This is a genomic window from Piscinibacter sp. HJYY11 (assembly GCF_016735515.1).
Lineage (GTDB): Bacteria > Pseudomonadota > Gammaproteobacteria > Burkholderiales > Burkholderiaceae_C > Rhizobacter.
Genome location: NZ_JAERQZ010000001.1, coordinates 3,862,223 through 3,875,083, shown reverse-complemented (window position 1 = coordinate 3,875,083; position 12,861 = coordinate 3,862,223). Strand labels below are relative to the sequence as shown.

The 12,861-nt window shown below is 60.1% G+C and carries 10 protein-coding genes; 7 read left to right on the top strand and 3 right to left on the bottom strand.

Annotated elements, in window-relative coordinates:
- Positions 1-10: 10 nt before the first annotated feature.
- Genes JI745_RS18010 through JI745_RS18000 form a run of 3 tightly spaced genes read right to left on the bottom strand, consistent with a single transcriptional unit; the run spans position 11 to position 3,393 of the window.
- Positions 11-790, bottom strand: coding sequence for an enoyl-CoA hydratase/isomerase family protein (locus JI745_RS18010; protein ID WP_201810098.1), 780 nt, complete (start codon positions 788-790; stop codon positions 11-13).
- A complete protein-coding gene (locus JI745_RS18005; protein ID WP_201810096.1) occupies positions 783-2,378 on the bottom strand; it encodes an acyl CoA:acetate/3-ketoacid CoA transferase in 1,596 nt (531 codons plus the stop codon). Before JI745_RS18005 ends, JI745_RS18010 begins: the two co-directional genes overlap by 8 nt.
- A 10-nt stretch (positions 2,379-2,388) precedes the next feature.
- The gene (locus tag JI745_RS18000; protein ID WP_201810092.1) at positions 2,389-3,393 is read right to left on the bottom strand and encodes a Gfo/Idh/MocA family protein; all 1,005 of its coding nucleotides are present in this window, start codon (positions 3,391-3,393) and stop codon (positions 2,389-2,391) included.
- A gap of 258 nt (positions 3,394-3,651) precedes the next feature.
- On the opposite strand from JI745_RS18000, the gene JI745_RS17995 reads away from it, so the two are divergent.
- The 7 genes from JI745_RS17995 (at position 3,652) to JI745_RS17965 (ending at position 12,759) form a co-directional block, all read left to right on the top strand.
- The gene (locus JI745_RS17995) at positions 3,652-4,671 is read left to right on the top strand and encodes a LacI family DNA-binding transcriptional regulator (protein WP_201810089.1); all 1,020 of its coding nucleotides are present in this window, start codon (positions 3,652-3,654) and stop codon (positions 4,669-4,671) included.
- Positions 4,672-4,801: 130 nt separating this feature from the next.
- Entirely contained in the window at positions 4,802-6,073 is a 1,272-nt protein-coding gene (locus JI745_RS17990) for an ABC transporter substrate-binding protein (protein WP_201810086.1), read from the top strand.
- A gap of 177 nt (positions 6,074-6,250) precedes the next feature.
- The gene (locus JI745_RS17985) at positions 6,251-7,642 is read left to right on the top strand and encodes a sensor domain-containing diguanylate cyclase (RefSeq protein WP_201810083.1); all 1,392 of its coding nucleotides are present in this window, start codon (positions 6,251-6,253) and stop codon (positions 7,640-7,642) included.
- Positions 7,643-7,921: 279 nt separating this feature from the next.
- A complete protein-coding gene (locus tag JI745_RS17980) occupies positions 7,922-9,103 on the top strand; it encodes a hypothetical protein (RefSeq protein ID WP_201810081.1) in 1,182 nt (393 codons plus the stop codon).
- A gap of 46 nt (positions 9,104-9,149) precedes the next feature.
- Positions 9,150-11,105 carry a hypothetical protein gene (locus JI745_RS17975; RefSeq protein ID WP_201810079.1) on the top strand — a complete coding sequence of 652 codons (1,956 nt, stop codon included), beginning with the start codon at positions 9,150-9,152 and terminating at the stop codon, positions 11,103-11,105.
- Between the two features lie 8 nt (positions 11,106-11,113).
- Entirely contained in the window at positions 11,114-12,166 is a 1,053-nt protein-coding gene (locus tag JI745_RS17970; RefSeq protein ID WP_201810077.1) for an OmpA family protein, read from the top strand.
- A gap of 263 nt (positions 12,167-12,429) precedes the next feature.
- Positions 12,430-12,759 (top strand): hypothetical protein, encoded by a 330-nt coding sequence (locus tag JI745_RS17965; RefSeq protein ID WP_201810075.1) that lies wholly within the window; start codon positions 12,430-12,432, stop codon positions 12,757-12,759.
- Positions 12,760-12,861 lie beyond the last annotated feature (102 nt).

Sequence of the window (12,861 nt, the reverse complement as noted above, 5' to 3'; positions counted from 1 at the left end):
GGTGGCCGGCTTAACGTCCCTGGTACTGCGGCGCCCGCTTTTCCTGAAAACTTTTCACACCTTCTGCGGCGTCGAGGGTGTGAGCGGCCAACGCACCAGCCATGCCTTCGAGAGTGGCGCCCACCGCTTCACCGGCAGCGGCGTTCAGGAGCTGCTTGGTCAGCTGAATGGAGATCGGCGCTTTGTCCGCCATCTCTCGTGCGCAAGCCATCGCTCGCTCGAACACTTCACCCGCCGGCGCAACTTCATGCACGAGGCCGGTGGCGTGGGCATCGCCCGCCTTTATCCGGCGACCGGTGAGGGCCAGGTACTTGCCATGGCTGGCGCCGACAAGTTGCACCAAACGTTGCGTGCCAGACCATCCCGGACAAGTCGCGATCGATGCCTCCGGCAACGCGTACTGCGCCGCATCGGAGCTGATGCGAATGTCACCTGTTATCGCGAGCTCAAGTCCGCCGCCAAATGCGTGTCCATTGAGGGCGACGATCACAGGCTGACGAAGGCGAGCCCATTGATCGAACACCTGGTGCCCACGCTTGACCCAGCGACGCCACATGTCCAACGGCGCGAGTTCTGACCATTGGTTGATGTCTGCGCCCACGCAGAACGCTTTCTCTCCACTGCCGGTAAGGATCACCGATCGAATGGACTGATCCACATCCAGCTTGCGTGCGATCACCTCAAGCTCATCGAGCATCGCTGCCGTGAGTGCGTTCAACTTTTCAGGCCGGCTGAGGGTGACCAGTGCCGTGGCACCGCTCTCGGCATACCGAACAAGCGTCTCAGCCATGGCGTGATTCCCTTCTCGCCAGCTGCAGGCCCATCGGCGGCTCGTGAAAAAGTGCCTCGTCCATCTGCCGCAGGCTTGGTGAAACCCGAAGCGGTACATCCGACTGGCCGAGAACGTCGCGCTCCAGGTCAACCCCTGGCGCAACCTCCACCACCTCTAGGCCCTCTGCCCCCAGCTCGATGACACACCTTTCAGTCACATACGTGACACGCTGATGCCGCGTTTTTGCCATCAAGCCGCTGAAGGTGACATGCTCGGTTTCACTCACAAACTTGCGAGTCCGGCCTTCTTTCACAATCGAGAGGCGTCCGTCGCGGATTTCGATCTGCGCCCCAGCCGTGAAGAACCCAGAGAAAACGATTCGCTTTGCGTGCGCCGTGATGTCGACGAAGCCACCGCACCCGGCCGTGAGGTAAGGCTTGGCCCCCAGCTTTGACACATTGACGCTGCCGTCCTGCCCGACCTGCAGGAACGACAGCAACGTCACATCGAAACCGCCGCCCTGGAAGTACGTGAACTGGCTTGGCGATGGCACGATGCAGTCTGCGTTTGAGGCGCAGCCGAATGCAAATCCGAGCAAAGGCATGCCGCCGACGGCGCCCTGCTCGATGACCCACGTGACCTCGCCGTGCAAGCCTTCTTCAAGGAGGATGCGAGGCACGTTCGCAGAGATGCCGAAGCCGAGGTTGACCGCTTGGCCGGCTGCCAATTCCATCGCCGCACGACGGGCGATGACCTTCTCTGCGCCCCACGCTTGCAGTTCAAAAGTAGACAGTGGCTGGAAGATCTCGCCGCTGATTGCCGGGTCGTAGCTGGTTTGCGTCGTTTGCCACTGGCTAGGGTCAACCACCACATAGTCGACGAGATTGCCTGGCACTCGCACGTCGTGGGGCCGCATCGTTCCTGCGGCGACTTGGCGTTTCACCTGCGCGATGACGATGCCGCCGTTGTTGCGAGCAGCGAGTGCCTGCTCCAGCACACCGAGAATTGCGCCCTCGTGCTCGAAAGTTAGGTTTCCATGCTCATCTGCCGTGGTGGCCCGGATGATGGCGACATCTGGCGCAATAGACGGGAAGTAGAGCCACTGCTGCCCGTCGAAGGTTTCCTTGCGGACATACGGCTTCTCGGCGGCAGCGGCGTTCATTGCGCCACCCTGCAGATCTGGGTCGACAAAGGTACCAAGTCCGACCTGGGTCAGCACGCCTGGACGGCGCGCTGCTGATTCGCGGTGGACGTCATAGAGCACGCCGCTGGGCAAGTTGTACGCCTCAACCTGGTTTTCGACCACCATGCGCCAGATCGCCGGCATTGGCAGCGACGATGGGCCGCTTGGATACGAGCCTGCAAGGATCCGCGACAGCAATCCCGGCTTAGCGATGTGATCCACACCCTTGATGCCGTACATGTCGCCGGCTGCGATCGGATGAAGACTCGTGAGATTGCGGGGGCTTCCCTCGCGGTCAAAGCGAGCGCCGATCGCAGCGAGAATCGAGTCCGGACATCCGAGGCCGCTAGATGAGCTGACGGTGATGACGTCACCGTCTTTGATAAGGGTTGCCGCGTGTTCGGCGGAGATGGACATCTTCATCTTCTTCAGCTCACTTGAATGGGCTCATAACGCGGACCGTGCAACCGCTGCGGCTCGCCTCTGCCACGGCCGCCGCCACCGCCAGAGACATGACACCATCCTCTGCTGTAGCGGCCGGCCGTCCGGCACCTCGGACCGCAGCGCTGAACTCGGCGACGCTTCGCACATACAGGTTTTCGTGCTGCACTTCCACCTCGCGCTCGCCGAGCGCGTCGCGAATCACTACCTCGCCTACAGGGCGCTGGGTCATCACGTTTCGCCCGATCACTGACCCGATCTCTCCGTGTATTTCGATCCCGGTACCAGCGTGCCGAACGGTGAATGCTTCGTGCATTTGCGCCATGACGCCGTTGTCAAAGCGGATCACCGCCATCACGCCGTCTGCGACACCGTTCTCGGACATCGATGTGGACTGGGTCATGCCGACCACTTCCACGGGCTCTGCGTCCAGCACGAACCGCAGGGTGTCAGCGTCATGCACGGTGATGTCTAGGACCACTCCTCCACCGGCCTGCGGCTTGTCCACTCGCCAGCCTTGCAAGTGCGGTGGGAGGTGCACTGCATGGAAGACGCGCGCGCACAACGGGCGCCCGATCGCGCCGGAGCGAACCAATTCACGAATCTTGCGAATCGTGGCGGCGTTGCGCAGGTGATGATTGGTGCCAAGTACTACCCCGGCCTGCGCACAAGCATCGCGCATCGCCATCGCGTCTTCGACCGTGAGGGCCAGGGGTTTCTCGCAAAGAATGTGCTTTCCTGCTGCTGCTGCCGCGATCACCTGCGCGCAGTGCTTCTCGTTGGTGCTGCTGACATACACCGCATCGACCTTGGATTGAGCGAGAAGGCGGTCCACGTCGTCGTAAAACTCTGCGATGCTGTTCGCCTTTGCGAACTCTTGCGCGCGACTGGCGTTGCCGCTCATCACCGCCACCACCTCGTGGCCGGGCTGAGCTCGAATGGCACTGACCATGTGCTCGCTGGCCACGTTGCTGGCGCCGATGAGGCCCCACTTCATGCCTTGACTGATCGGAGACATCAAACTGCTTTCCTTTTTTGGAACGTTCCAATTGAAACACGTCCTTTTGTGACTTCGGGCTAGGGGAAACACCCAGTAGGCAATGTTGCGACGCACCAGTGCGAAGAAATTCGCAATGCCGACTAGGCCAGAAATGGAAGACAGTTCCGCTAAGCGCGAGGAATTTTCTTGATCCGCTTAAACTGGATGGACGTTGGGCGGCTCTTTGACCGTCATCACTACACGAAAGTAAGCGCTATGGCCCGGCACGAAGCCGACGCTGGCAAGAACCTCACCATCCTCGACGTGGCACGAGAGGCCAAGGTGTCGAAGTCGACGGTGTCCCTTGTCCTGCAAGGCAGCAACCTCATCCGCGAGAACACCGCGCAAAAGGTGCGTGATGCGGTTGAAAAACTTGGGTACGTTTACAACAGGCGTGCAGCAGAACTGAGAGGCCAAAGTTCCAACACGATTGGGGTGGTGATCAATGACTTGATGAACCCCTTCTTTGCGGAAGTTCTGGTGGGCATTGAGCGCAAGCTTGTGGATGCTGGATATATCGTTCTCATGGCGAATACGCACGAGAGCTTGAGCCGGCAGGAGAAGGTTCTCGCCTCGATGCGCGAGCACAAGACGGCTGGCATCATCCTTTGCCCCGCGCTGGGCACCTCGAAGACGGTGCCAGAGCTTGTGCAATCCTGGGGTATCCCACTTCTTGTGATGGCTCGCTCACTGGGTCGCGGCAGCTACGACTACGCCGGTTCCGACAACGAGCGGGGCGTCAAGATGGCGGTCGACTACTTGCTCAGTAAGGGCCACAAGAAGATCGGTTTCCTAGGCGGGCGGCCTGGCGTTGTCTACGACCAGCGCCTGCGCGGCTATGACAAGGCGCTCGCCGCAGCTGGCATCAATGTGAATGAGAAATTCATCGTCGAGTCCGCACCAAACCGGGCAGGAGGGTATGAAGCGATGAAGATAATGCTGGCGATGCGGACTCGTCCCACCGCCGCGGTCTGCTACAACGACATCACCGCTCTTGGCGCGCTGGCTGCACTCGGGGATGAGGGTATGCGCGCCGGGCGGGACTTCGCTCTACTGGGCTTCGACAACGTGATCGATACTGCACACTCCAACCCCCCGTTGAGCACCATCGACGTACGGCCGGCCGAAATCGGCGAGCACGCGGCCGCAGCCTTGATGGCGCGCATCGCAGACCCGAGCATTGCGCGCCAAGTCTATGTAGCGCAGCCGCGGCTGTTGCTTCGACAGTCCGCCTGAGTCGCCTCGGCGCGATCTTGCTCGCAGCGTGCAGTTGTCACGCGCAAAAGCCCTCTAGGCCGCAAAGTGTGCGGCTAGCATGCCGATAACAGTCGACAGGTCGCGCGGTTTGCGACCAGGAGGCATGAGCATGGCCACGCGTATTGGGGGTCGAAGCACTGGGACATTCCTCTGCGTCATCGCGCTGAGCACGCCACTTTGGATCCCCAACGCATTTGCGCAGCCTCGCGCAGAGCTGCTTCACTGGTGGACATCGCCTGGAGAAGCAGCTGCCGCGGAGATTCTGAGCAAACATGTTCGCCGCTCCGGCGTGCAATATGTTGACAGCCCGGTACTTGGGGGCGGCGGTAGTTCAGCGATGAAGACTCTACGGGCGCGGGTCAAAGCGAGGAACGCGCCCACGGCGGTGCAAATCACCGGGCTCGAGGTCGCGGAATGGGGCGAGCGAGACGCCCTAAATGACATCGACGCGCTCGCCCGAGCCGAGCGTTGGAGCGAAGTCGTTCCCAAGCCTTTCCAAAGGTACATGAAATTTCAAGGGCGATGGGTCGGTGTTGCACCGAACGTTCACTCAACAAATTGGGTGTGGGCCAACACGGACGTGCTGGCCAAGGTAGGCATCACACAACCGCCTCGCACGTGGAGGGAATTCGTAGGTGCAGCGCGCAAGGCACAGAGCGCCGGCTTCGTCGGGCTCGCATATGGTGGTCAGACTTGGCAGAGCACACTGATCTTTGATAGCGCGCTTCTTGGAGCGGGTGGGCCTGACTTCTACCGAAAACTCTTCATAGAAGGGCGGCGTCCCGGCAATGCGCACGCGGTACTCGAGCAGGCGTATGCCCGCATGTCAGAACTGCGCGACGTCATTGATGACCAAAGCGCGAATCGGCCCTGGAATCTTGCGACCGCCATGGTGATCAACGGCAGGGCGGCCTTTCAAATCATGGGTGACTGGGCTCGGCCGGAATTCACAGTGTCCGGCAAGCAAGTGGGTCGCGACTTCTGGTGCTTTCGGGTCCCAGGCACCGAAGACAGCGTCACCTTTAACCTCGACACGTTCGCAATGTTCAAGGTGGAGGGTGCCGAAAAGGTTCAAGGGCAGCAAATCTTCGCGAAGACTGTCATGAGTCCGGCTTTCCAGACCGAGTTCAACGTCGCCAAAGGCTCGGTGCCGACGCGTTCGGACATAGCTGGCTCAGCGTTCGAGGAATGTGGTCGACGCGCGGTCCAAGACATCGCAAAGGCTTCCAAACGCCAGACGCTCCTGGGCTCGATGGCGCTTGGGCATGCACTAGGAACTGAGCAAAAGGACGCACTGTCGGATGTTATCCACCGGCACTTCTCCGGTTTCCTGAGCGACAAGGACGCAGCAACTGAATCGCTCCGGGCGATTGCGCGCTGAGTACGTTGAAATCGGCGTCGTTCGTGCGATTGTTGACGGGGGGTATCAGGAAGACCCCCATTAAGCGGCGCCCCTTCGCAACCGATAAACCAGCAGCTAGACCCGACCAAGTCGGACGCCAGCGCGCCGTTAACGAACGTCGCTGACGCTCGACGGTTGCTTAGAAGACCGCCCGCTATGACGTTCTCGCTGCGCGACATTCCGATCGGATACCGTCAGGGGTTGTCCATCTTGAGCATCGTCTCCCTGATGATCGGCGTCGCTGCCCTGGCGATTACCGGATCGCGCGAGCCACGTGCAAAGCTTGCTGAACTCATCGACGAATCGAACGCATTGCAGTTCACGGTAGCGCAGATGCGACAAGATCTGCTGCAACAGGAGGCGCTATCGCGAACCATGGCAGGCGTCACAAGCTTCGACGAATCAAAGAGCACGATTGCTGCGCTCAAGAGCGCTCATGCGTCGTACCAGGAGCAATTGCAGCATCTCGCAGATCCAAAAATGCTTGGGCCGAGCAGCCCTTTTGTCACCGACCTGCGTGAGCTGCAGAGATCCGTCGTGCCGGGTCTGGCTGAGGCAAGTGCGAACGTTGAAGCATTCAACCCCGTTAAGGCGATGGAAGCCCTCGGCCGGCAGGTTTCACCCGCGAACGTGGAGTCCCTCCGCACGCTAGACCAGTTGTTGCTGTCTCGATCGCACGCATTGCAGGCGCGCGTAGAGGCCCTCGACAGTGCCGCGCGCAAGACAGACCTCGCGATCATGGCAATCTCGGCCGCGGCCGTACTCATCGCACTGGCCATTGCAGTGGTGCTGACCCGTAGCATCACCCGACCTCTGCGCCAAGCAGTCCAGTACGCCAATGAGCTCGGCGAGGGACACCTTGATGCGAACAAGCCGCTATCGTCCCACGACGAAGCGGGCGCGCTCATCTCCGCACTAGGCAACATGGCAGACCGTATCGCTGAGATGCATCACCGCCTGGAAAAGCTGTCGACAGAGGATGCGCTGACTGGCGCAGCGAATCGCCGGCAGTTTGACTATGTGATCAACCTGGAACACGGACGCGCGGCGCGGCTGGCAGCCAAAACAGGGGTCACCGAGAGCGCCCAAATGGCGCTTCTCATGCTCGATGTCGATCACTTCAAAAAGTACAACGACAAGTTTGGTCATCAGGCAGGAGACGAATGTCTCAAGAAGGTCGTGTTGGCAGTGCGAGCCGCTGGCTTGCGTCCATCCGACGTCGTAGCCCGCTATGGCGGGGAGGAGTTCGCGGTGATACTCCCTTCGTGCAACCTCGAAGGCGCGACGGCCGTAGCAGAACGCATCCGCGGCATGATCGAGCGTGCCGGTATCGAATCGGCCGGTCCCGATTCGCCGGTAGTCACCGTGAGCGTGGGTGCCGCAGTGGCCACGAATCCGGCGCGAACCAGTGTCGCCGCACTAATCAGAGAAGCAGACGCTCAGTTGTATAAGTCCAAGCGTGACGGGCGCAACCGCGTCAGCATTGCGCCCGCGCCTGAGGAGTGCGAATCTCAGACTGATCGAGAAAGCGTCGCCTGCGTTTCCTGATGCTTCCACGTCGTCCGCGTACACGCTCGAAAGAATGCAATATTGCTGCCTTCGTCGAAGGCAGCATCGGGTGAGTCGATCGGCCTGTCCGCCCAGAGGCGACTCGAAGCCAGTTGCGAACACAACTTAGGCGGCCCTCAGCACGTTCGCCGTGAGACGGCGCGCATTCAGCGAGCCCTTCGTCGCCAGCGCCGCGCGCAGCAATGGCCCGTTTGGCATCGTTGACCCGACAGACGGCCCACACAGCGGCCTAAGCGGTGCCGAAATTGGCACGTTCCAATGTATTCTCGCCTTCAGTGCATCCTCAAGGCAAAACAGATGCGGCCTCTCGTTCCATTTCTGGTGTCTCTGATTGTTCTTCTAAGCGCCTGTGGCGGAAGCAGCAGCGACAAGTCACCACCCGCTGCCGCACGCCAGAGCTACTTGGGTTTTAGCCCATGGCCCTATGACTCCACGCAAAGCGCGGTGGACTGGACTTGGGGGGCGATTCGTTCAGATGGAGACATCATTTCACAACACTTGGAAGAGGGTGTCCCATGGCCAGAAGCGCTCACGGGCGCTCCGTTTCCAGCATCCTTCGCACAGATGCTCGTTGACCGGAGAAACCGTGCCAATGGCCAACGAATCCTGGTGCAGATCAATCCACTGAATCTGGGGCGGGACGGTTTGGCGGACCTGCGAACGCAAAACGTTATCAACGCTGCCTTGCCCGCACCTTGGAGCAGCTATGCCTTCAATCACCCAGACGTATTGGCGGCCTATCGCAACTTCGCGTTGCGGGTCGCCGACGCGCTTGCTCCTGACGTGCTCCAGATAGGAATCGAGGTCAATGAGCTGCGTCGGAAACAGCCGACACTGTGGAATCAGTACGTAGAGCTGCATTGCAGCACCTACAACGCCATCAAGATGGCTCGCCCGTCACTCACCGTCACGGTGTCCATCCTGGCTCCCGCGCTGTTCCCGGAGTACTCAGCCGAATACAACCTGGCAGACCAACAGGCGGCGTTGGACGACCTAGCACCGTGCACCGACCAAGCGGCGTTCTCGGTACATCCGTTCATCAGTGGCCTTTTGGCGGACAGTCTCCCCAACTCATACTTCGACACCCTGTTCAACCGGCTGCCACCAACTCTTCGAGGCAAGCCGAAGGCCATCTCAGAAACGAGCTATCCAGCGCAAGTCTGGAGCATGTCGGTCAACGGCACTACGTTGACTTGGCATGGCAGTCCCACTAAGCAACAGCAATACGTTGGCCTGATGTTGGACGCAGCGCAGCGGCATCAGCTCCGCTACGTCATTTGGTACTCCGTGCGTGACTACGACGCACTTTGGGAAGGCGCACTCGGTCGCGATCAGCTGTCGCTGCTGTGGCGCGATACCGGCCTATACGATGAGGCGGGCGCTGCGCGCGATGCGCTTGTCCTTTGGAGAGAGGCACTGGCTCGACCGATTCGACGCTGAGCGCAAGCGCTGACTCGAACGGGAACATAAGAATCAAGGAGGTTTCATGTTGGCAAGTCGTCACTTGGCGATGACCGCGGCGCTGGTTGCCGCCTTCACACTGACAAGTTGCGGAGAGGATGAGTCATCGTCGCCAGCAAGCTCTGCACCGCAGACATCAACCAACGTCTGCACACAAGAGCCCGGTTGGACGACACCGCGGCCGTCCGCAGCCGATCAGTCTGGAACGCTGACGCGCATCGACCAACCTGGTAGCCGCCTGCACTACATCGATTCCACCGCCGGGTCAGACCAGACCGGCGAGATCTATTTCTGGGATGGTCAGCAGATCATCGACGCTCGTGGAAGCAGCACGGACCGGACAGGGCGTGCCTATGGCACGGACCCCATGAACCCCAGCAGTGCGGTGAAGCCGTTCCGCCGTTGGGCTTACGTAGGACCGCGCGCGAATGGTGCCGACGTCGGGCAACGTGGTTTCGTTGGAAGCCCAAACGGCGGCACCCGTGCAGGGTTTCCAGACTGGTGGCTCTTCGCGCGAGGAAGGACATTCGACCTGACGCAGGATCTGCTTTCTTTTGAGCGTGAAGCGAATCCAGGTGCCACCACAGTCAACAGCAGCCTCAGCGTGCCTGGTGGGCGTTCAGCCTCCGAACGACAGATTGTTGGTGCGTATGGCGATCTGTGTCGCGCACGACCTCGCTTCGTGCACCCGATGCTAGGGTTCGTGACAGCGATCGCGCGGCCTACATCCCCGTTGCGCCATGTAGCGTATCTGTCGCTGCATTTCGACGGGCACGATCGCTCGTCCGGGAGCAACTTCGGCGGGGTGACGATGCTGTATCAAACCACCGCATCCATCGACATATTGTTTGAGGACCTGTGGTTGGACGCTACCTCGGTGAACATCGGTGGTGGCAATGCCGGCCAGTTCACGTTTCGCCGTGTGCTTCTCACGGATGCGTTCTCTCCGGAGGGCCGAGAGCATGTGCAAGGGCTGTACTACGAAGGCGCACGACAAGGTCGGTTGCGCATAGAAGAGTCCATCTTGCTGAGAAACGGCTTCCGCGGCGACCCGGCATTGATGACGTGGCCGCCGTCAGGGAGTCAAGTATGGAACATCTACAACCGCAACCTGTACGTGCACGGAGAGACCGATACAACAACTTCCGGCCTATTCGACTCAGTGTCGATGATGGGCACGAGCGGTGATCAGTTTCGCCCTGGAATGCGCGTCGAACGAAACTTCTTCTATCAGGGTTATGTCGCGATGGGTGCCCATGGCGGCTACCCAGAAAGCGAGGGCGCGACTGGCGCGATCACGGACAACGTTCTGCAACGCTTCGTCGGTCGGGGCACTCAGGACAATCGCGGCCAACCTGGCTGGGGGTTCAGCTTGACCAGCGGTGCTCACCGCGTTGAAGTCGCCCGCAATGTGGTAACGGGCGCCCAACACTCCGCATCCGAGTACGCCCTGCAATTGTCGCCGCTTAGCTGGACCTGCTACGCGCACACCTATCGCTATGCGACACGAGACAACCATGTCCACGACAACGTGTTCGACTCGGGAAGCGCTGCACCCATCGGCATCGAGCTTGGCGTCGTCGGCGAGTCCCCTGCGGGCTGCGCGAACTACCCGGGGAACGGCGTGCTCGGCAATCGGATCGAAAACAACATCTTTTTGTCAGGCTCCGCGAGCGAGTCGACATACACGCTGCGGGGCACGCGTCTTGCCAGTGGCGATCCCGCGGCGTCGTCATTTGCCGGCAACCGACTCTTCTCCAGCAGAGGAGCCGCGGCAACGACGTTGGGATGGCCTGCACAGCAACGAACGCTGAAGACTTACCTGCAAAGCAGAGGGGTGAATGTCACCTCAGATGACGGCTTTCCAGAATACTTTGAACTTGCCACACAACTACGCCGTGGCCAGTGGCGGATGGAGTGGCACAGCCGGTCTCTGAACAACTATTTCCGCGAGGGGTTCGGGATGAGGCCCATTCAATAGGGATCGCAATGAACACGGTGCCGAACCCTGCCGCCGTCACGGCAGGAAGTCTCAATTCGTTCTACGCTTTTGCGTTGGCGGCGTGCATGGTCCTGTCGGGACCCGCCAACGCAAAGCCTCTTAAGGACAAGGCTGGGGGCAGCGATCACCCCGTAGTCGGACGCTTTCAAGGGGCGATCCTGATCAACTACGGAAGTAGCGCATATGACGAGGTGGAGGTGCCCCTCGCTGCGTACAGAAACGTAGACGGGCAACGTTACGTGCCCTCTAAGTCCGTAATCGCCAAAGGAAAGGTGTTCAACTACTTCTACTGGGGACCTGGAGATCGCAGCGAGCTGGAAGTATTCAGAAACTACCAAGCTGCACTGACGAAGGCCGGCTTCAAAGTTCTTCACACCTGTGACGAGCCGGAGCGCTGCGGTAAGGAATCGATGTCGGCCCACGCAGGCATCTGGACAAATAAGCCAAATACTTTTGCCGGTGGCTATGACTCAATCAGCCGAGTCGACTACGTCGGGAACTATCCGGTCCGCTATCTCGCGGCGCAGTTGCCCCGCCCTCAAGGAGATGTCTTCGTGACGTTGACCGTGCAACCACCGAACAGCATCACCCAGGGACAAGGCATGGGTGCTCGATACTTCATGCAAGTCATCGAGGCGGCTCCCATGACCAACGAACAGGTCAAGGTAGATGCCGCTGCGATCAGCAAGGGTCTAGCAAGTGAAGGTCGCATTGCGTTGTACGGCATTCTGTTCGATACAGACCAGGCCATCTTGAAGCGGGAGTCGCAGTCCACGCTGGCAGAGATGTCGAAGGCCTTGCAGGCCGATCCAAAGATGCGCGTGTACATCGTTGGTCACACGGACAACCAGGGGTCCTACGAGCACAACCTAACCCTGTCGGCTAACCGGGCCAAGGCAGTCGTCGATGCGCTGCAGAAGCAGGGCATTGCGTCGCAGCGTCTCACAGCGGTCGGGGTGGCCGACGTCTCACCGTTGGCAAATGGCGCGACGGATGCTGGCCGCGCCAAAAATCGCCGAGTCGAAATGGTGGCTCGCTAGAGAAACGCGGCCACCGTTTGCGTGACCGCATGCGGAGGAATTTCTACTACTCACTTCGGACAGGCGTTCGGCTCACCCGCGTACTTCGACTCCAGCAACACCTGGGCACGCCTGGCGCGACCATAGCGAGCTCCCCATCTCGTACAACTTGCTGTCGAGCTGTTGAACGGGCTTGAGCCCGGTCGCTTGCAGCCTTAAGCAACATAAAATTGGAACGTGCCATCTTATGGCTCATTGCACAATCCCATACAAGGAGATCTTTGATGTCAGCGATCCGCTTGAACACGCAAGTTCTCGCGCTCATATCGCTCGCCGCCTGCAACTATTCCAACAGCGGCTCATCGGGAATGAGCGGCACGTCAGCTTCATCGTCAACGTCTGCGATTTTCGGTGAGGTGACATTGCAGGGAGACGCGGGAGTGGCATACCTCGCCGCCGACAAAGTGGAACTAAAAAGAGGTGCCGCATACGTCAATGGTGTCTCCTTCGGCCCCGTAGCTCCGGGCGCTGTGGTGAAGTACACCAAGGACGCATCAGGCAATTTCTTGCTTGTCGACGGAGAACTGCGAAGCGCGCAGAACGCTGAGCGCTAATGCTTTCAATGGGCTCCAAGCTGCGCGAACGCGAGCCGCCCCGGGGTGGTTGATTGTGACCCGCCATGTCTGAAGGCGGCCGTGGCACGTCGGAGAACGCCT

What these genes read in the sequence shown, in the direction of transcription:
- JI745_RS18010 (WP_201810098.1), bottom strand. Translation starts at nt 790, where the DNA reads ATGGCTGAGACGCTTGTTCGGTATGCCGAGAGCGGTGCCACGGCACTG.
- JI745_RS18005 (WP_201810096.1), bottom strand. Translation starts at nt 2,378, where the DNA reads ATGAAGATGTCCATCTCCGCCGAACACGCGGCAACCCTTATCAAAGAC.
- JI745_RS18000 (WP_201810092.1), bottom strand. Translation starts at nt 3,393, where the DNA reads ATGAAGTGGGGCCTCATCGGCGCCAGCAACGTGGCCAGCGAGCACATG.
- JI745_RS17995 (WP_201810089.1), top strand. Translation starts at nt 3,652, where the DNA reads ATGGCCCGGCACGAAGCCGACGCTGGCAAGAACCTCACCATCCTCGAC.
- JI745_RS17990 (WP_201810086.1), top strand. Translation starts at nt 4,802, where the DNA reads ATGGCCACGCGTATTGGGGGTCGAAGCACTGGGACATTCCTCTGCGTC.
- JI745_RS17985 (WP_201810083.1), top strand. Translation starts at nt 6,251, where the DNA reads ATGACGTTCTCGCTGCGCGACATTCCGATCGGATACCGTCAGGGGTTG.
- JI745_RS17980 (WP_201810081.1), top strand. Translation starts at nt 7,922, where the DNA reads ATGTATTCTCGCCTTCAGTGCATCCTCAAGGCAAAACAGATGCGGCCT.
- JI745_RS17975 (WP_201810079.1), top strand. Translation starts at nt 9,150, where the DNA reads ATGTTGGCAAGTCGTCACTTGGCGATGACCGCGGCGCTGGTTGCCGCC.
- JI745_RS17970 (WP_201810077.1), top strand. Translation starts at nt 11,114, where the DNA reads ATGAACACGGTGCCGAACCCTGCCGCCGTCACGGCAGGAAGTCTCAAT.
- JI745_RS17965 (WP_201810075.1), top strand. Translation starts at nt 12,430, where the DNA reads ATGTCAGCGATCCGCTTGAACACGCAAGTTCTCGCGCTCATATCGCTC.